An 18,038-nucleotide genomic window follows, 5' to 3' on the forward strand; every position below is an offset into this window, starting at 1 on the left:
GTGCTGTGCTCCATCATGCGGCCAGGCCCTGGGGCCGGTACGTTTTGCTGTCCCAGATCTGCAGGTCGGCGCTGGTCGAGCCAAGGCGGCCATCCTCGAATTTCACCTGGGTCTCGATGTATTGCGTTGCCTTGCCCTCGTACAGGGCGGAAATGAGCACCGCGTATTTTTCAGCGATGAATTTGCGGCGCACCTTGCGCGTGCGCGTCAGCTCGTCATCGTCCGGGTCGAGTTCCTTGTGCAGCACGAGGAAGCGGTGTATCTGCGTGCGATCCATCAGCGGATCGGTTGCCAGTTCCGCGTTGACTTGTTCGATGCAGTCGCGGATCAAGCCATACGTCTCGGCGCGCGCCGCCAGGTCCGTGTAGCCGGAGTAGGCGATGCCGCGCCGCTCGGACCAGTTGCCCACCGCTTCGATGTCGATGTTGATGAAGGCGCAGACCTGGTCGCGCCCATGGCCGAAGGCCACCACTTCCTTGATGAAGGGGAAAAACTTGAGCTTGTTTTCGATGTAATTGGGCGCGAAGATGGCGCCGCAATTCATCTTGCCGACATCGGCTGCGCGGTCGATGATTTTCAGGTGGCCTTCGCCGTCGAACACACCCGCGTCGCCCGTATGGAAGTAGCCGTCAGCGTCGATCACTTCGGCGGTGGCGTCGGGACGCCTGAAGTAGCCGCTCATGGTGGCGGGCGACTTGACCAGCACCTCGCCATTGGCCGCCAGCTTGACTTCCACGCCCGGCGCTGGCAAGCCGACGCTGTCGAACTTGATATTGCCGTCCGGTTGCAGACACACATAGGCGCAGGTTTCGGTGGAGCCGTACAGCTGCTTGAGGTTGACGCCGATCGAGCGGTAGAAGCGGAACAGGTCGGGGCCGATGGCGGCGCCGGCCGTGTAGGCGACGCGCACGCGCGACAGTCCCAGCACGTTTTTCAAGGGGCCGTAGACGAGCAGCTCGCCCAGCTTGTAGCTGAGGCGGTCCGCCAGCGAGACTGGCTTGCCATCCAAAATCTGCGCGCCGCAGCGCTTGGCCACGTCCATGAAATGGCTGAACATGTGGCGCTTGATGCTGCTTGCGTCTTCCATGCGTATCATCACGCTGGTGAGCATGTTCTCGAACACGCGCGGCGGCGCAAAATAGCAGGTGGGGCCGATTTCGCGCATGTCGATCATCACCGTGTCGCCCGATTCGGGGCAGTTGACGGTGAAGCCCGCCACCATGGCTTGCGCCAGCGAGAACAGGCAGTCGCCGACCCACGCCATGGGCAGGTAGGACAGAATGTCTTCCGCGTCGGTGAGCTTGTCGAAGGCCACGCCGCCAACGCCGGCGGCCAGCAGCGCCGTGTGGCTCTGGCACACGCCTTTCGGCTTGCCCGTGGTGCCCGAGGTGTACAGGATCACGGCCGAGTCGCTACCCTGGCCCGCTGCCACGGCGGCGTCGAAAAAGCCCGGATGTTCGCGGTCATAGGCCCGGCCCAGCGTCTGCAGGGCGGCAAACGACGTCAGCTCCGGCTGGCGGTAGTGGCGCATGCCCCGCTCATCGTCATACGCGATGTGGGCGACGTGCGGATACAGGGTTTTGAGTTCGAGCAGCTTGTCGACCTGCTCCTGATCTTCGACGATGGCGTAGCGGATTTCCGCATCCTGCAGCACGTAGGCCATGTCGGCGGCCGGCGCGTCCTGGTACAGTGGCACGGGCACGCCGCCCAGGCTTTGCGCAGCCAGCATGGCCCAGTATAGGCGCGGACGGTTGTCGCCGATGATGGCCAGGTTCATGCCGCGCTGGAAGCCGATGGCGGCCAGGCCGCAGGCCAGTGCACGCACTTCTTCGTTGACCTCGCGCCAGGTCCAGGTTTGCCAGATGCCCAGGTGTTTTTCGCGAAAGGCGGGCTTGTCGGATCGTACTGTCCCGTGTTGCAATAAGCGCCGCGGAAAAGTCGGCATTGTTGCTGTGGTATTCGTTTGCACCAGTGTCTCCCTGTTGCTTGTCTCAGGCCCCACCTCGTTGGATGGCGCTCTGTGTTTTTTATGTGTCAGGCGTTTGTGCAATGATAGTAGCTTGCGTTAGTTTGCCAAGTTGTCTTTTCGGGGACATTTACCCACTTTTCGATGGTGCATCGCACAATGACCTACCCTGATATCAGCCTCAAGGATGCCGTGCGCGCGGCCCACTGGGCGCAATTGCTCGACCCCGTTCAACTGGCCCGGGTCGAAGCGGATGTGTTTGAAACCTTCGTGCCGAAAGGCGGCTTTGTCTGCCGCAAGGGCGAGCCGGTGGACAACTGGATCGGCGTCATCAGCGGCATGGTCAAGATGAATAATTTTTCCGCTTCCGGCAAGGCCATGACTTTCATCGGCGTGCCGCCCGGCAGCTGGTTTGGCGAAGGGTCATTGTTGAAGAACGAGATCCGCAAATACGACACCATGGCCCTGCGCGACACGCGCGTGGCGCGCCTGCCCGGCGCCACCTTCCACTGGCTGCTGGAAACGAGCCTGCCGTTTACGCGCTTTTTGCTGATGCAGCTCAACGAGCGCCTGGGCCAGTTCATCGGCATGGTGGAAAACGAGCGCCTGCTGGACCTGAACACGCGCGTGGCGCGCTGCCTGGCCTCGATGTTCAACTCGCATTTGTACCCGGGCGTGGAAACCCTGGTGCAGCTGTCGCAGGAGGAGATCGGCCTGCTGTCCGGTTCTTCGCGCCAGCGCGCCAACCAGGCCTTGCAGGTGCTGGAAAAAAAGGGGCTATTGCGCCTCGATTACGGCGGCATCCGCGTGCTGGACCTGGAAGGCTTGCGCCGCTACGAGGCCGATGATGCAGACTGAAATCTCCAGCCGCGCCGCAGCGCTGCGGGCTCGCCTCGAGGGTACTGCCGTCGACCATGCGCGTTTCACGGGGCCGCCCGTCGATTTCAACGACTGGACACCTGAAGAACTGGGCGCCGTCTGGGGGGCGCTGCACCGCGCGGCGCGCTTCGGCCATGATGATGTCGCGCGGTTTAATCTGGCGCACACGCTGCTGGAACAGGTGACTGAGGCCGGACTGGCGCCGTTGCTGGCCGGCGCCATGTTCCTCGACGCGCTCGACGCGGCCGCTGATTACAACCGGGAGTGGGAGTATGTCATCGGCTGCCTGGCCTGCCTGCAGGGCGAGGCACCGGCAGGCACGGCGGCGCAGGCGCGGCGAATTCTCGGCGAAACCTCGGGCTGGGTCGAGCGGCCCTACCAGGCCTGGCTGCTGGCGCACCTTGCCGGCGGCGACGCCCCTGCGCAATTCGCGCAGCTGATGGAGGAGCGCCACGCCCGTTATCCGATGCCACTGACCTTGCAGGAATTGGCACTGCTGCCGCAGCTGGCGCAAGCGTCCCTGCTGGCGCTGGCCGGCTCGCCCCATAGCAGCTTCTGGAACCGCAACAGTATCGGCGAGGCGGATCCCGCCGCCGTGCTGGCCGACGATGCGGCGTATGCCGCTTTTGCGCGCACGATACTGGAACAGGCGGCGCGTCATATCGCCGCCATCCACGACGGCAGCGTGCCGTATGCGGCCGATGCCGCCTTTGCCACGGCAGATTCTCCCGTGCTGGCGCGCGCCGCGCGGGTCGCCGCCTACCGCGATGATGCATGGTTCCGTCCCGTGATCGCCGTCTTGCTGCCTTTGGCCTGCGTGGCGCCCGGTGCGGCAAAAAGCGCGCCGTCGCAGTCGCTGGCGATGGCATTGGGCCATGCGGTGGAAACCATCCCCACGCCGGAAAGCTTGCTGGCCCTGCGCACGGCGCTGGCGCAGGTGCGCCATGCGGGCATCCGCAAGAAGCTGGAACGCAATCTGAAACCGGCCGAACGGGCGCTGGCCGAACGGCCCGATATCGCCTGGAGGATCGGCATGCCCGGCCCCATGGGCAAGCGGCGCCAGGCCATGCTGGCGCGCCGCCTGGAAGCGGGCTACGCCAGCGAAGTGTGGTTTGGCCTGGACCAATGGCGCGCCTTGCGCGACGATGCCGATATCGAGACGGTGGCGCGCGCGCTGGTCTGGCGCACGGGCGATGGGCTGGCCTTCATGCTCGACGGGAAGGGCGCCATCGATGCGCAGGGGCAACCAGTGGTATTGCCTGAGCAAGGCGACATCGGCCTGTGGCATCCCCTGCACGGCAGCGGGGAGCAGCGCGCCGCCTGGCAGGCGCTGCTCGCGCGGCGGCGCGTGCGCCAGCCGCTACGCCAGGTGTATCGTGAAATATATGCACCGCCCGGCGACGGCGGCGCCCCATTTGCCGGCTACCAGTTGTCGCTGCCTACCTTGCTGGGACTGGCCCGCCGCGAAGGCTGGCGGCTCGATTACGATGAAGGCTTGTCGCGCCAGTTCGGCGCCTGGCGCGTATTGCTGCGCCTCGGGGGACACGTCTATCCAGGCGCGGGCGGCGCCTGCACATCCAACGGGCTGGCGCCCGCGCAGATGATGCCGATGGCGCCGGTGGCGTATTCGGAAGCGTGCCGCGCGGTGGACCTGCTGGTCAGCGCCAGCGCCCTGGCGCTGCTGGAAGAAGAGCACAGCGTGCAGCGCGCAGAGCGCCTGTTTTACCTGGCCAATCTGGCGCCGGGGCCGATGGCGGGCATGCGGCGCACGGTGCTGGAACAGGTATTCGCGAACCAGATCGAGGACGGGCGCATGGCGCTCGAAGCGCGCCACCTGATGGTCGGCAGGCATGCGATTCACCTGACCACCGGCAGGGTCACGCTGGACGGCGCCGAGGTGGCGAGCGAGGTGGCAGCGAAGGGGAGCAAGCTGGGCGCCGTGCCGTGGCTGCCGCACGATGAGGCGCTGCTGGAAAAAATCGTCGGCCTCGCCGGCCAGCTGCTCCAGCATTGAAGACGAGCCGCATCCTGATCCTGGCCTGGCCTGCGTGAGTACTGCATTGCCGGCAATCGGAGTATCATGAGCGCTTCCCAGCACAGCACCTTTTCGCCGCCATGCAGACATCCGTTCACAGTAATCCCGCCTCCCGTTTGACCTTGCTGCGCGCCGCCATGCGCGCGCAGCAGATCGATGCCCTGATCGTGCCATCGGCCGATCCGCACTTGTCCGAGTACCTGCCGGCCCGCTGGCAGGGCCGCGAATGGCTGTCGGGCTTTACGGGTTCCGTCGGCACCCTGGTCGTGACGCAGGATGTCGCCGGCGTGTGGACCGATGGCCGTTACTGGGAACAGGCGGAAGAGGAACTGGCCGGCAGCGGCATCGTCCTGAAAAAAATCCCGTCCGGCGCCAGCGTGCTGTATATCGACTGGCTGGGCGAGACCATGCAGCCGGGGCAGACGGTGGCCGTCGATGGCGCCGTGCTGGGCCTGGCCAATGCGCGTTTGCTGCAGCAGGCGCTGGGCGCGCAAGTGACTCTGCGCACGGACATCGACGTGCTGCAAGCCGTGTGGCCCGATCGCCCGGCCATGCCGGCCGCGCCCGTATATGAACATGCGCCCGCGTATCCATCGCTGTCGCGCACGCAGAAATTGGCGGCCCTGCGCGCCGGCATGGCGGCGCACGACGCCAGCCACCACGTCATTTCCACGCTCGACGATATCGCGTATCTGTTCAACTTGCGCGGCGCCGACGTGCACTACAACCCCGTCTTCCTCGCGCACGCGCTGGTGGGACCGGAGCGCGCCACCCTGTTCGTTGCCGACGGCAAGGTGCCGATGGCCCTGCGCGCCACCCTGGAAAGCGAAGGCGTGGACGTGGCCGCATATGACCGCACGGCGGCCGCCTTGGCCGCCTTGCCGGCCGGCGCCACCTTGCTGCTCGACCCGCGCCGCATCACGTTCGGCACGCGCCAGGCCGTGGCCGAGGCTGTGCGCGTGGTCGAATCGATCAACCCGACCACTTTGGCCAAGTCGCGCAAGACGGACGGCGAAGCGGCGCACGTGCGCGCCGCCATGGAGCAGGATGGCGCCGCCCTGTGCGAGTTTTTCAGCTGGCTGGACGCCACCCTGGCCGACCCGCAGCGCGCGCCGCTGACGGAAATCGGCGTCGACGAACACCTGACGGCCGCGCGCGCCCGCCGCGCCGGTTTTGTCAGCCCCAGTTTCGGCACCATCGCCGGCTTCAATGCGCATGGCGCCATCATGCATTACCACGCGCATGCGGATTCGGCCGCCACCATCGAAGGCGACGGCTTGCTGCTGATCGACTCGGGCGGCCAGTATTGGGGCGGCACCACCGACATCACGCGCGTGGTCCCCGTCGGCACGATCACGCCCGAACACCGGCGCGATTTCACCCTGGTCTTGCGCAGCATGATCGCCCTGTCGCGCGCGCAGTTCCCGCGCGGCGTGAAGTCGCCCATGCTCGACGCCATCGCCCGCGCGCCGCTGTGGGCCGAGGGCATCGATTTCGGTCATGGCACGGGCCACGGCGTGGGCTTTTTCCTCAACGTCCACGAAGGGCCGCAATCGATTTCCCAGTCCGCCATGCCGGAGCCGCAGACGGCCATGGAACCGGGCATGATCACCTCCATCGAACCGGGCATCTACCGCCCTGGCCAGTGGGGCATCCGCATCGAGAACCTGGTGCTGAACGTGCCTGCGGAAACGACGCAGTTTGGCGAATTTCTCCGCTTCGAAACCCTGACCCTGTGCCCGATCGACACGCGCTGCGTGGAACGGTCGCTGCTGCGCGACGACGAGGCGGCGTGGCTGAACGACTATCACGCCACCGTGCGCGCGCGCCTGGCGCCGCTGTTGTCCGCGCCGGCCGATGCGCCTGCGCTGGCGTGGCTGGAACAGCGCACGGGAGCCATCTGATGCGCTCGACCCGCGCCACCTCCGCCATCGAGCGGCTCAAGGAACGCACCGGCCACCGCCTCTACACGATGGCGCGCACGGGCGATGAACTGTTCTTTCTCACGGAAGGTCCGGGCTTGCCGCCTTTGTGCCCGCCGCTGGAACTCGATGCGTTTGTCGCCTTCGTCAATGGCCTGGGACCGCAAAAGGCGCGCCGCGTCAGCAAGCTCGACGTGGCGTTTGAAAAGCAGCTGACCAAAAAGCCCCAGGATTAAATGCCGACCATCGACTTCCTGCGTGCCTACTGGTCGCCGGCCGAGCTGGCGACGAATGGCGTGATCCTGCTGAACCTGCTGGGCGCGCTGCTGCTGGGTTTATTGGTGGGTTACGAGCGTTCGTATCACGGGCGCGCTGCCGGCATGCGCACCTACAGCCTGGTGTGCATGGCTTCGGCCGCGCTGACGGTGCTGGGCGGCTATCCCGAGTTCTGGTACGGCGGCCATGGCGCCATCGTCGGCAGCGATCCCACGCGCGTGATCCAGGGCATCGTCACGGGCGTGGGGTTTCTCGGCGCCGGCGTCATCATGCGCGAGGGTTTCAACATCAGCGGCCTGACGACGGCCGCCTCGATCTGGGCCTCGTCCGTGATCGGCATCATGGTCGGCATCGGCTTTTATCTGTCGGCCATGGGCCTGGCCTTCCTGTGCGCGATGGCGATGATTTTTCTGTCAAAATTGGAGAACTGGCTGCCGTCGCGCCACGCGGTGGCCATCACCATGCGCTTCAAGCAAGGGTTCATTCCCCGTGAGGATGCGCTGCGGCGCATGGCCGCCAAGCGCGGCTACGACATCGCCGGCGGCTCGCTGACCATCGGCAGCAACGAAGGCATGCAGGAATGGCGCTTTGTCGCCATCGCGCATGGCAAGAACACGGGCGCCAGCCTGTCGGCCATGTCGGCCGAACTGGCCGCCTTCGAAGGCATCGCCGGCTTCCAGCTGTCGCATGCCCGCAACTGAAAAGGATGGACATGGATGCACAGGCGCAAGCGGTACTCGATTTCTGGTTTTTGCCGCCGGATAACCCTGACTACGGCCAGTCGCGCGTGGAATGGTTCCGCAAGGATGACGGCTTCGACGCGCAGATACGCGCGCGTTTTGGCGCGCTGATCGATGCCGCCATCGATGGCGGCTTGCGTGAATGGGATGCGACGCCGCACGGTGCGCTGGCGCGCCTCATCGTGCTCGATCAGTTCACGCGCAATGTGTACCGCGGCACGCCGCGCGCCTTTGCCGGTGATGCACGGGCGCTGGCGCTGGCCATCGCCTTGACGCAAGCGGCGCAGGACCAGCAATTGCCGCCGATGCTGCGCGCTTTTGCCTGCCTGCCGTTCGAACACGCGGAAGACCTGGCCATGCAGGCGCGCGCCGTCGAGCTGTTCCAGTTGCTGTCGCAGGCGCAGCCCGGTTTTGACGGCATGCTCGACTACGCCGAGCGGCACCAGGAAGTGATCGCCCGCTTTGGCCGTTTCCCGCACCGTAACGCCATCCTGGGCCGCGCTTCCACGCCGCAAGAGGTGGAATTTCTGCGCCAGCCGGGATCGAGCTTCTAGAAAATCATCATGAACGTCACTTTGAATATCATCGGCGCCGGCCACGTGGGCCGCGTGCTGGGCCGTCTGTTCGCCGGCGTGGAAGGCGTCGCCGTGCAGGACGTGCTCACGCGCTCGATGGCCTCGGCGCAGGCGGCCGTCGCTTTCATCGGCGCCGGCACGCCCGTCGACAGCTATGCGGCCTTGCGCCACGCCGACGTCACCCTGCTGGCCGTCTCCGACGACCAGATCGGCCCGGCCTGCGCGGCGCTGGTGGCCGAAGGACGGCAGGCGGGCGCCATCGTGTTTCACTGCAGCGGCGCGCTGGCCTCGAACGTGCTGCTGGCGGCCACGCAGGCCGGCGCGTTTGTCGCCAGCGCGCATCCGATCCGCAGCTTTGCCGATCCGGCACAAGTGGCCGCCACCTTTGACGGCACGTTTTGCGGCGTCGAAGGCGACCCGCTGGCGCTGGCTTTCCTCACGCCGGCCTTGAACGCCATCGGCGCGCGCCCCGTGCCCATCGATCCAGCCGCCAAGACCCTGTATCACGCCGCCGCCGTGTTTGCCAGCAATTACCTGGTGACGGTGCTCGACGCCGCCTTGCGCGCCTACCAGGCGGCCGGCATTCCCGAGCCGGTGGCGCGCGAACTGGCGCAGCCCCTGGTGACGGAGGCGGTGGCCAATGTCTTCCGCCTGGGCGCCGCGCCGGCGCTGTCCGGCCCCATCGCGCGCGGCGATTCGGCCACCGTGCAACGCCAGCAGCTGGCCGTGCAAAGCTGGGATGCCGCCACGGGCGAGCTATACCGGGCGCTGGTGGCGCCCACGCAGGATCTGGCCAGACGCAAGCGCGGGGGATGACTCAGGCGGCGTGCCCGCCGTTGCGGCCTTGCTCCTTGGCCTGGCTGGTGGCCATGAAACCCACCCCCAGGATCAAGGGCAGGACGATGAGCAGGCGGTACTTGATCGACAGAAGACGCATGCAGACGAGGGGCGGCCGGCGCAAAGGCAATCGTGATGCAAGCCAAAAGCATGCAGCAGGGCGGGTATTGGCGCAATGATAACTGGCTTTCTTGATAATTTACGCTGGCGAACGCGACAAGATAACCACGACTTACCAAATAAAAGTGCCGATTTGTCGACAAAGATGCAAATAAGCAATAAGATTTGTTGAGGGGAATCATTGCGCATCGCCCCTGTCTTGCCGCCCGTTTCAGGCGCGGGACATTACGCGCAGGGAGTGTTGTATGTTATTTTTAAAGAGTACGTCCGTCAGCAAGGCCCCTGGCATCTACGAGGTCGACATCGCCGCCAAACCACCAGGCAAGACCTTCGGCATTTTCCTCGCCACCGATCCCGACCAGCCACCATCAGCCTTGCTGGGGCAATTGAAGGTGCTCGGCTTCGAGAACACCTATAGTTCGCCCTACCTGCACAAGGATGGGGGCAAAGTGCTGGACCTGCATTTCCAGAAGGATGGCACGGATATCTTCAAAGGCTGGAAAACCGAGGAGTGCACGCACAATCTGGCGGCCATCACGGCGCTGTTCGAGGAGCATGGCATCGCTATCGCTCCACGGGTGATGTCGATGGCCGAAGCCTACGCTTAATCTGCCTCAACCGCTTCAACCCGCCTCCACGCCAATGTGATACAGCGCCCACGGGCAGCTGGTGTAGCGTTCGGCCAGGGGCAGGGCTGCCACGGCCGCGATGCGGTCCGCATCGTGGATCGCCCATAGCGGCCCCAGGCCGCCCAGCGCCATCGCCTGCCCGTCCAGGTGGGTGGCGACGATAAAACGCTGCGTGCGCGCCTGCGCCATGGTCAACGCCGCCGCATAGCCATCCACGGCACGCAGCACTAGCCGTACGGCATCTTCCTCGGGCGCACCCGCCGCCTTCAAGACATCGACCAGCAACGGCCCGCGCAGGGCATGCGCCTTGCCATCGTATTCCAGGGTGGGGTGGATGGTGCGCGCCGGCAAATTCGCCAGCGCCGCGAAGTCGAAGGCCCGCGCCCGCTCAAAACTGATCTTTTGCTTGTGCATCATCTGGTCGCGCACGGCGTCGAACGGACCCCGGTTCGGCTTGTCGATGCTGCCCGTGATGGTCAGCAAGGCAGGACCACGCAGGCCGGCGGGCGCCGCCCGGGCGATAGCGGGCCGGGCCGCGCCGGCCATGGCGGCGGCGAGAAACTGGCGTTTGTGCATGCACTTCTCCTCTGGGCTGAAATCGCTAAAGTTCTTAAGTCTATCTTAAGTTCGCTCAACGGTGCGCATTTTACGGTTATTGTCAGTTTGGAATGTCGGCTTACATCTTGTCACAGTTCTTACGCAATGGAGAAAGACGTAGCTTTTTTCGGCTGTTATTGTGTCCTCATCGCACTTCGCTGAACTGCGAATCCAGGCACCATTCACTAATTGAGAGAGAGAACATGATGAAGAAGAAAATCCTGTTTGCAATGATCGCTTCCGTTACCGCATTCACCGGCATGAGCGCCGCCCACGCCGAGGGCGCCTATGTGGGTGCTGGCGTCACGGGCAACCGCTATAACTTCGATATTCCTGGCGCCACCAGCGCCGATAATCACAGCGGCTACAAGGCTGGCGCCAAGATCTTCGCCGGTTACGATTTCGATAAAACCTGGGCGGTCGAGGGCGGCTATGCCGATTTCGGCAGCAAGGATTACAGCTATGTCACCGGCGCCGGCAACGGTTCCGTGAAAAGCGATTCGCACGGTTACTACCTGGCCGGCAAGGCCACCATGCCCGTGACCGACAAGGTCGGCGTATTCGGCAAGCTGGGCGTGGCCAAGGTCAAGAACAGCGTGAGCGGCACGGGCCTGTCGACCGGCATCAGCGGCAACGACAAGACGGGCGTGTACGCTTCCGTTGGCGCCCAGTACGCGATCAACGAGAAAGTCTCGCTGACGGCGGAAGTGGAACACTTCGGCAAGAGCGCCGACCAGGGCCGCAAGGCTACCGGCCTGGCCCTTGGCGCACGCTACAACTTCTAATTCACCGGAAGTTTGCTGAAAAAAAGGCAGTTACCGCGAGGTAACTGCCTTTTTGCATGGCCGGACCGAAATTACGTGGTCAAGGGCTTGTAGCGGATACGTTTTGGTTTCGCGCCTTCGTCACCGAGGCGTTTCTTCTTGTCGGCTTCGTATTCCTGATAGTTGCCGTCAAAGAAGGTGACCTGCGAATCGCCTTCGAATGCCAGGATGTGCGTGGCGATACGGTCGAGGAACCAGCGATCATGCGAGATGACCATCACGCTGCCGGCAAATTCCAGCAAGGCGTCTTCCAGCGCGCGCAAGGTCTCCACGTCCAGATCGTTCGACGGTTCATCGAGCAGCAGGACGTTGCCGCCCATCAGCAGGGTTTTTGCCAGGTGCAGACGGCCACGTTCACCGCCGGACAGATTGCCGACGATTTTTTGCTGGTCGCCGCCCTTGAAGTTGAAGCGGCCCAGGTAGGCGCGCGACGGCATTTCGAAGCGGCCGACCGTCAGCATGTCGGCGCCGCCGCACACGTCCTGGAAGACGGTCTTGCCGTCCGACAGCGAGTCGCCGCGATTCTGGTCGACGATGGACACGCGCGCCGTCTGGCCGATGGCCACTTCGCCGCTGTCCGGCTGTTCCTTGCCGGTGATCATCTTGAACAAGGTCGACTTACCGGCGCCGTTGGGGCCGATGATGCCGACGATGGCGCCTGGCGGCACGGTAAAGCTCAGGTTGTCGATCAGCAGGCGGTCGCCGAACGCTTTCGACACGTTCTTGAACTCGATGACGTCATTGCCCAGGCGTTCGGCCACGGGAATGAAGATCTCCTGCGTTTCGTTGCGTTTCTGGTATTCGTGCTCGGACAGCTCGTTGAAGCGGGCCAGGCGGGCTTTCGACTTGGCCTGACGCGCTTTCGGGTTCTGGCGCGACCATTCCAATTCCTTTTGCAGCGCCTTCTGGCGCGCCGATTCCGTCGATTCTTCCTGCTTCAGGCGGGCTTGCTTCTGCTCCAGCCAGGTCGAGTAGTTACCCTTCCATGGAATGCCGCTGCCGCGGTCCAGTTCCAGGATCCACTCTGCCGCGTTGTCGAGGAAGTAGCGGTCATGGGTGATGGCCACCACGGTGCCGGGGAAGCGCAGCAGGAATTGTTCCAGCCAGTCGACCGATTCCGCATCCAGATGGTTGGTCGGTTCATCGAGCAGCAGCATGTCGGGTTTGGACAGCAGCAGCTTGCACAGCGCCACGCGGCGCTTTTCACCGCCGGACAGCACGCCGACCTTGGCGTCCCATGGCGGCAGGCGCAGCGCGTCGGCGGCCATTTCCAGCTGCAGATTCAGATTGCCGCCGTCGGACGTCGAGATGATCGCTTCCAGGCGTGCCTGTTCCGTGGCCAGGGCGTCGAAATCGGCGTCTTCCTCGGCATACGCGGCGTACACGGCTTCCAGCTTGGCTTGCGCCTCAAATACTTCGCCCAGGCCCGACTCCACTTCCTGGCGCACGGTTTTTTCCGGGTCCAGCTGCGGTTCCTGCGGCAGGTAGCCGATGTTCAGGCCCGGCATCGGCACGGCTTCGCCCTGGATGTCGGTGTCGATGCCTGCCATGATTTTCAGCAGGGTCGATTTGCCGGAGCCGTTCAGGCCCAGCACGCCGATCTTCGCGCCTGGGAAGAAGGACAGGGAAATATCTTTCAGAATCTGGCGCTTGGGCGGGACGATTTTGCCCACGCGATTCATGGTGTAGACGTAATTTGCCATTAGAAATCTCGGGTGATATACAAAGACGGACAGGATACGGTAAACGCCCGCTTCCGGCCAGCGCTGCGCGCAGCCGGGGCGGGTAAAACCGGATTACGCAGCCAGCCGCGCGCGGCGGCTGCTCCACAGCCCCTCGGCCGCATACAGGCCCAGCGCCGTCCAGATGACGAGGAAGCCCAGCATGCGCTCTTGGGTGAACGATTCGTGGAAGACCCACACGCCGATCAGGAGCTGGCCCGTGGGGGCGATGTATTGCAGCAAGCCCAATACGGCCAGCGGCAGGCGGCGCGCGCCGGCGGCAAACAGCAGCAGGGGAATGGCCGTGATGGGGCCGGACGCCAGCAGCAGCGCGCGCGTGGCGGTGGAATCTGTATTGACGAAGCCGCTCTGGCCATGCCAGGCCAGCCACAGTATGTAAGCCAGCGCCAGAGGGAACAGAATCAATGTTTCAAACGACAGGCCTTCCAGCGCGCCCAGCGCGGCCGTCTTGCGCAGCAAGCCATAGCCGCCAAACGTGGCCGCCAGCAGCAGGGCGATCCAGGGCACTTGCCACGCCTGCCAGGTGAGCCAGGCCACGCCGCAGGCGGCCAGCCCGATGGCCAGCCACTGCAGGCGGCGCAGGCGTTCGTGCAGCAGCAAAAAGCCCAGCATGACATTGATCAGGGGCGTAATGAAGTAACCGAGGCTGGCGTCGACCACGTGGCCGTTGTTGACGGCCCAGATATAGATGAACCAGTTGGCGGAGAGCAAAAACGCACTGGCGACGAAGCTGGCCACCACCCTGGGCTGCGCTTTGAGGCTGCCCAGCCAGCTCCACTGCCGGCGCACGGTCAGCACGATACCGAGGAACAAGAGCGACCAGACCATGCGGTGCGCCAGGATTTCCTGTGGCGCGATCTCGCCGATGGCGTGAAAGTACAGGGGGAACAGGCCCCAGCACAGGAAGGCGAGGGAGGCGTACAACATGCCTGGATTCATGATGGGCTTCGCTGGAGAGTAGACAGTCTGTCATTATGGCGGAAAACATCGGGGGCTGCCCGGCGCCGCTGGCGAGGCGTAGAATGGCAACAAATCAATGGCCGCAAGCCCGCGCAGCAAGGCGGAGCGGCATAAAACCACGACTTTGGGGCAGCCCGGGACCATGCAAAAATACTCTTGCTATTTGCTAATACCTATCATATTGTGCGATGCAACAAAACAAAAACGGGTGCAATCTTGACGTCGGAACATAAAAAAAGCGGCCTTGCCGGCATGACCCTGGCGGCCGTCGGCATCGTTTACGGCGATATCGGCACCAGTCCGCTGTACACCCTCAAAACGGTCTTCGACCCGGCCCACGGCCTGCTGCTGTCGCCAGAGAACCTGCTGGGCATCGTTTCGCTGATCTTCTGGGGCCTGACCCTGATCGTCTCGCTCAAGTACGTGACCCTGGTGCTGCGCGCCGACAACCGCGGCGAGGGCGGCATCATGGCCTTGATGGCGCTGGTGCTGTCGTCCGTCAGCCGCCTGTCGCGCTGGCATTTCCCGTTGATGGTGATCGGCGTCTTCGGCGCCACCCTGTTCTATGGCGACAGCGTGATCACGCCGGCCATTTCCGTGCTGTCGGCGATCGAAGGCCTGGAAGTGGCCACGCCCGCCTTCAGTCCGTATGTGGTGCCGCTGACGATGGTGGTGCTGGTGGCGCTGTATTCGGTGCAGTCGCATGGCACGGCCGGCATCGGCCGCTATTTTGCCCCCATTATGGTGCTGTGGTTTGCCGCGCTGGCCGGCATGGGCGTGGTCAACATCATCAAGTCGCCGGCCATTCTGGCCGCGCTCAATCCCCTGCACGCGGCGACCTTCCTGATGAATAACGGCTTCGTTGCCTTCGTTGCCCTGGGCGCCGTGGTGCTGGCGCTGACGGGCGCCGAGGCGCTGTACGCCGACATGGGCCACTTCGGCAAGAAGCCGATCCGCCTGGCCTGGTTCCTGATCGCCTTTCCCGCGCTGGCGCTGAATTACCTGGGCCAGGGCGGTCTGCTGCTGGCCCATCCCGAAGCCGTCACGAATCCGTTTTACCAGCAACTGGGCGCGTGGAGCGTGTACCCGCTGGTGATTTTATCGACCATGGCCACCGTGATCGCCTCGCAGGCAACCATTTCCGGCACCTTCTCGATGACCAAGCAAGCGATCGCGCTGGGCTTCTTGCCGCGCATGCGCGTGCGCCACACGTCGGAAAGCGAAATCGGGCAGATTTACATCCCTGCCGTGAACTGGCTGCAACTGGCCGTGGTGTTGCTGGCCGTCATCGGCTTCGGTTCTTCGGAAAACCTGGCTGCCGCCTACGGCATCGCCGTCACGGCCACGATGCTGTCGACCACCATCCTGACGTTCTTCGTCATCCGCTACCGCTGGAAGATGAACCTGGCCCTGTGCTGGGCCGCCACGGGCTTTTTCCTGATCATCGACGTCAACCTGGTGTCGGCGACGGCCCTGAAACTGTTCCATGGCGGCTGGTTCCCGCTGCTGCTGGGCTCGATTTTGTTCATCGTCATGCTGACCTGGAAGCGCGGTCGCCAGCTGGTGTTCCAGAACCTGGAAAAGCATGCGATTCCGCTCGACGATTTCCTCTCGTCGCTGTTCATCGCGCCGCCGCTGCGCGTGCCCGGCACGGCCATCTTCCTGCGCGGCGAAACGGATGGCGTGCCGCATGCGCTGCTGCATAACCTGCTGCACAACAAGGTGTTGCATGAACGGGTGATCTTCCTCACCGTCTTCATGCATGAAGAGCCGTGGGTGGCGCCATCGGAGCGCGTGCGCGTGGTGGACCTGGGCCACCAGTGCTACCAGGTGAATGTGCATTACGGCTTCAAGGATGAACCGGATATTCCATCCGCGCTGGCGCAGTGCGCCCAGCAGGGACTCGATTTCGAGATGATGGAGACGTCGTTCTTCATCGCGCGCCAGACCATCATCTCGACGCCCGGTGCGGGCATGATGCCGTGGCGCGAGCACCTGTTCGTCACCATGTCGCGCAATGCGCGCACGGCGGCCGACTACTATCAGATTCCGAGCAACCGGGTAATCGAACTGGGCACGCAGGTGGAAATATAGATATTGTGTCAACGTTGCATCGAGACACATTTATTGCCCTGCTTACGTCTGCTTACAAATGGGCTACGCGAGTCCTGTTAAACTCCAGCCCGTACCGGTCCGCACCGTACGGGCTTAGCCACACACCAATATTTAAAGGGAAACCATGAAATCGGTATTTCAAATGATCGCCACCCTCGCTTGCGCCGTGGCCCTGACCGCTTGCGGCGCCGCTGCCAACACCGAGAAGCCGGTCGTGCTTGACCCGAACACGCAAGTCAAAGAGTTCCTCTTTCCCGACCTGGTGAAAGGCACCGGCACGGCCGCCGCCGCGGGCGATACCCTGACGGTGGTGTACACGGGCTGGCTGTATGACGCGAGCAAGCCGGACGGCAAAGGCGCGCAGTTCGATGCGGTAATCCCTCCGAAAAGTTTTACGTTTGTCCTGGGTATCGGCAAAATGATTCTGGGCTGGGACCGTGGCCTGGTCGGCATGCAAGAGGGTGGCACGCGCCGCCTGCTCATTCCGTATGACCTGGGCTATGGCGTTGGCGGCACCCGTGATTCGACGGGTGCGGTGGTGATTCCGCCTTACGCTGGCCTGGTGTTCGACATCACGCTGCGAAAAGTAGAGAAAAAGTAAGCACGCGCAAGGTGCACGGACAAAGGGCGACTCCATGGAGTCGCCCTTTTTGCTTTTGCGGTGGAGTCAGGCGGGCGCCAGTTCCTGGAAGTAATACGTGGCGCCGCCCAGATTGGCTGGCGCGTCATATTGCAGCACCTGCGTGCGGCGCAGCGCCACCGGTGCGCTGAAGGCGGGCCCGTCGTAGACGAAGGTGTGGAATTCGCCGTTTTCACCGCAGGCGTCGACGCCGGGCGGCAGGTCGGCAAGGAAGGACGCATCGAACTCGCGCCCGCAAAATGCGCGCGGCAGGTGCTGGCCATTGATGCACACGACGATGGCCTTGAAGCCGGCGGCGAGAAATTCGTCGACCAGCGCGCGGCGGTCCCCGCCCCACAGGGGCAGGTGCGCCGTCAGGCCGGCGGCCGCACAGACTTTTTCTTCCCAGTCGCGGTGCGGCTGCAAGTCGATGTCGCCAAACAGCGCATGATCGATGCCCTCGGCCTTGGCCGCGCGCAGCATGGCGATGAATTGTTCCTCGTAGCTGGCCCAGCTGGCGTGATAGCGCTGCAGGCGTGCGCCCAGGCTGGCCGCCTGCGCCTCAAGCAGCTCGGGCGGCACGCCGTGCGAGCGCGACTTGCGGCCGTCTTCATCCATGGCCGTGATCAACAGGGGAACGGCCATGCCGGCGTTGCGCGCGCGCCACAGGGCCAGGCAGGAATCCTTGCCGCCGCTCCAGGAAATCAGGGCCGTCGTCATGCGGGTTGCTCCACCGCGCGCAGCATGTCGACGTGCTCAATGCCGTCTTCGTCGTACGGTGCGCTGACGGTGACAAAGCCGAAGGATTGATAGAAGCGTTCGAGGTACTGCTGCGCGCCGATGCGGATGGCGTGGCCGGGGTGCTGGCGTTCGGCGCGCGCGATGCCCTCAAGCAATAGCTGCTTGCCGGCGCCCGTGGTGCGCGCCTCGGGTGCCGTCAACACGCGGCCCAGCGACATTTCCACATACTTGGCGCCCGGTGCCAGCACGCGCAGGTAGGCGGCCAGCCGGCGCTGGCCATCGACCGTTTGCCAGCCCAGCAAATGCATGGCTTGCTGGTCATGGCCGTCCAGGTCCGGGTAAATGCATTGCTGTTCGATGACGAACACGCGCTGGCGCAAGGCCAGCACCTGGTACAAATCGTGGGGGCCGAGTTCGTCGAACGTGTTCCATTGCCAGCTGATCATGGTTCATCCTTGATT

The 18,038-nt window shown here is 64.1% G+C and carries 17 protein-coding genes; 11 read left to right on the top strand and 6 right to left on the bottom strand.

The features are described 5' to 3' along the window. Positions 1-13 precede the first annotated feature (13 nt). Entirely contained in the window at positions 14-1,945 is a 1,932-nt protein-coding gene (locus tag P9875_RS01920) for an AMP-binding protein (protein ID WP_278317449.1), read from the bottom strand. A gap of 180 nt (positions 1,946-2,125) precedes the next feature. On the opposite strand from P9875_RS01920, the gene P9875_RS01925 reads away from it, so the two are divergent. The 8 genes from P9875_RS01925 to P9875_RS01960 all read left to right on the top strand — a co-directional run bounded on the left by P9875_RS01925 (position 2,126) and on the right by P9875_RS01960 (position 9,958). Continuing rightward, positions 2,126-2,824, top strand: coding sequence for a Crp/Fnr family transcriptional regulator (locus P9875_RS01925; protein WP_099401140.1), 699 nt, complete (start codon positions 2,126-2,128; stop codon positions 2,822-2,824). After that, on the top strand, positions 2,811-4,859 hold the full coding sequence (locus tag P9875_RS01930) for a DUF4132 domain-containing protein (protein ID WP_278317450.1): 2,049 nt from the start codon (positions 2,811-2,813) through the stop codon (positions 4,857-4,859). The genes P9875_RS01925 and P9875_RS01930 overlap by 14 nt, the downstream gene beginning before the upstream one ends. A 101-nt stretch (positions 4,860-4,960) precedes the next feature. Then, the gene (locus P9875_RS01935; protein ID WP_278317451.1) at positions 4,961-6,784 is read left to right on the top strand and encodes an aminopeptidase P family protein; all 1,824 of its coding nucleotides are present in this window, start codon (positions 4,961-4,963) and stop codon (positions 6,782-6,784) included. Next, the gene (locus P9875_RS01940; protein WP_077398459.1) at positions 6,784-7,038 is read left to right on the top strand and encodes a hypothetical protein; all 255 of its coding nucleotides are present in this window, start codon (positions 6,784-6,786) and stop codon (positions 7,036-7,038) included. Before P9875_RS01935 ends, P9875_RS01940 begins: the two co-directional genes overlap by 1 nt. Next, a complete protein-coding gene (locus P9875_RS01945) occupies positions 7,039-7,779 on the top strand; it encodes an MgtC/SapB family protein (protein ID WP_034752834.1) in 741 nt (246 codons plus the stop codon). Between the two features lie 5 nt (positions 7,780-7,784). After that, on the top strand, positions 7,785-8,372 hold the full coding sequence (locus P9875_RS01950; RefSeq protein ID WP_278317452.1) for a DUF924 family protein: 588 nt from the start codon (positions 7,785-7,787) through the stop codon (positions 8,370-8,372). 9 nt (positions 8,373-8,381) lie between these two features. Continuing rightward, positions 8,382-9,209, top strand: coding sequence for a Rossmann-like and DUF2520 domain-containing protein (locus P9875_RS01955; protein WP_278317453.1), 828 nt, complete (start codon positions 8,382-8,384; stop codon positions 9,207-9,209). Positions 9,210-9,595: 386 nt separating this feature from the next. Then, positions 9,596-9,958: a hypothetical protein gene (locus P9875_RS01960; protein ID WP_099401145.1), complete on the top strand. Its 363-nt coding sequence runs from the start codon at positions 9,596-9,598 to the stop codon at positions 9,956-9,958. Positions 9,959-9,973: 15 nt separating this feature from the next. Here the strand turns inward: P9875_RS01960 and P9875_RS01965 are convergent, their stop codons facing one another. Beyond that, entirely contained in the window at positions 9,974-10,555 is a 582-nt protein-coding gene (locus tag P9875_RS01965; protein ID WP_278317454.1) for a molybdopterin-dependent oxidoreductase, read from the bottom strand. Positions 10,556-10,779: 224 nt separating this feature from the next. On the opposite strand from P9875_RS01965, the gene P9875_RS01970 reads away from it, so the two are divergent. Then, positions 10,780-11,361 carry a porin family protein gene (locus P9875_RS01970; RefSeq protein ID WP_099401147.1) on the top strand — a complete coding sequence of 194 codons (582 nt, stop codon included), beginning with the start codon at positions 10,780-10,782 and terminating at the stop codon, positions 11,359-11,361. A gap of 71 nt (positions 11,362-11,432) precedes the next feature. Here P9875_RS01970 and ettA read toward each other — a convergent pair whose 3' ends face one another. Then, positions 11,433-13,103: an energy-dependent translational throttle protein EttA gene (ettA, locus tag P9875_RS01975; protein ID WP_225243098.1), complete on the bottom strand. Its 1,671-nt coding sequence runs from the start codon at positions 13,101-13,103 to the stop codon at positions 11,433-11,435. A 93-nt stretch (positions 13,104-13,196) separates the two neighbouring features. Then, positions 13,197-14,081, bottom strand: a complete 885-nt coding sequence (rarD, locus tag P9875_RS01980; RefSeq protein ID WP_278317455.1) for an EamA family transporter RarD — start codon at positions 14,079-14,081, stop codon at positions 13,197-13,199. Positions 14,082-14,318: 237 nt separating this feature from the next. Between rarD and P9875_RS01985 the strand changes: the two genes are divergently transcribed. Both P9875_RS01985 and P9875_RS01990 read left to right on the top strand, forming a co-directional pair. After that, the gene (locus P9875_RS01985) at positions 14,319-16,196 is read left to right on the top strand and encodes a potassium transporter Kup (protein WP_035823576.1); all 1,878 of its coding nucleotides are present in this window, start codon (positions 14,319-14,321) and stop codon (positions 16,194-16,196) included. Positions 16,197-16,341: 145 nt separating this feature from the next. After that, positions 16,342-16,818, top strand: coding sequence for an FKBP-type peptidyl-prolyl cis-trans isomerase (locus P9875_RS01990; RefSeq protein WP_278317456.1), 477 nt, complete (start codon positions 16,342-16,344; stop codon positions 16,816-16,818). 66 nt (positions 16,819-16,884) lie between these two features. Here the strand turns inward: P9875_RS01990 and P9875_RS01995 are convergent, their stop codons facing one another. Continuing rightward, complete coding sequence (locus P9875_RS01995; RefSeq protein WP_176387891.1) at positions 16,885-17,556, bottom strand: diphthine--ammonia ligase; 672 nt, start codon at positions 17,554-17,556, stop codon at positions 16,885-16,887. After that, positions 17,553-18,023 (bottom strand): GNAT family N-acetyltransferase, encoded by a 471-nt coding sequence (locus P9875_RS02000; protein ID WP_176387892.1) that lies wholly within the window; start codon positions 18,021-18,023, stop codon positions 17,553-17,555. The genes P9875_RS01995 and P9875_RS02000 overlap by 4 nt, the downstream gene beginning before the upstream one ends. Positions 18,024-18,038 lie beyond the last annotated feature (15 nt).

Source organism: Janthinobacterium rivuli (assembly GCF_029690045.1).
GTDB lineage: Bacteria > Pseudomonadota > Gammaproteobacteria > Burkholderiales > Burkholderiaceae_D > Janthinobacterium > Janthinobacterium rivuli.

Excerpts from the sequence above, each read along its gene's own strand:
- ettA (WP_225243098.1), bottom strand. The coding sequence starts at position 13,103 with ATGGCAAATTACGTCTACACCATGAATCGCGTGGGCAAAATCGTCCCG.
- P9875_RS01965 (WP_278317454.1), bottom strand. The coding sequence starts at position 10,555 with ATGCACAAACGCCAGTTTCTCGCCGCCGCCATGGCCGGCGCGGCCCGG.
- P9875_RS02000 (WP_176387892.1), bottom strand. The coding sequence starts at position 18,023 with ATGATCAGCTGGCAATGGAACACGTTCGACGAACTCGGCCCCCACGAT.
- P9875_RS01950 (WP_278317452.1), top strand. The coding sequence starts at position 7,785 with ATGGACATGGATGCACAGGCGCAAGCGGTACTCGATTTCTGGTTTTTG.
- rarD (WP_278317455.1), bottom strand. The coding sequence starts at position 14,081 with ATGAATCCAGGCATGTTGTACGCCTCCCTCGCCTTCCTGTGCTGGGGC.
- P9875_RS01990 (WP_278317456.1), top strand. The coding sequence starts at position 16,342 with ATGAAATCGGTATTTCAAATGATCGCCACCCTCGCTTGCGCCGTGGCC.
- P9875_RS01940 (WP_077398459.1), top strand. The coding sequence starts at position 6,784 with ATGCGCTCGACCCGCGCCACCTCCGCCATCGAGCGGCTCAAGGAACGC.
- P9875_RS01935 (WP_278317451.1), top strand. The coding sequence starts at position 4,961 with ATGCAGACATCCGTTCACAGTAATCCCGCCTCCCGTTTGACCTTGCTG.
- P9875_RS01995 (WP_176387891.1), bottom strand. The coding sequence starts at position 17,556 with ATGACGACGGCCCTGATTTCCTGGAGCGGCGGCAAGGATTCCTGCCTG.
- P9875_RS01930 (WP_278317450.1), top strand. The coding sequence starts at position 2,811 with ATGATGCAGACTGAAATCTCCAGCCGCGCCGCAGCGCTGCGGGCTCGC.
- P9875_RS01960 (WP_099401145.1), top strand. The coding sequence starts at position 9,596 with ATGTTATTTTTAAAGAGTACGTCCGTCAGCAAGGCCCCTGGCATCTAC.
- P9875_RS01920 (WP_278317449.1), bottom strand. The coding sequence starts at position 1,945 with ATGCCGACTTTTCCGCGGCGCTTATTGCAACACGGGACAGTACGATCC.
- P9875_RS01955 (WP_278317453.1), top strand. The coding sequence starts at position 8,382 with ATGAACGTCACTTTGAATATCATCGGCGCCGGCCACGTGGGCCGCGTG.
- P9875_RS01970 (WP_099401147.1), top strand. The coding sequence starts at position 10,780 with ATGATGAAGAAGAAAATCCTGTTTGCAATGATCGCTTCCGTTACCGCA.
- P9875_RS01925 (WP_099401140.1), top strand. The coding sequence starts at position 2,126 with ATGACCTACCCTGATATCAGCCTCAAGGATGCCGTGCGCGCGGCCCAC.
- P9875_RS01945 (WP_034752834.1), top strand. The coding sequence starts at position 7,039 with ATGCCGACCATCGACTTCCTGCGTGCCTACTGGTCGCCGGCCGAGCTG.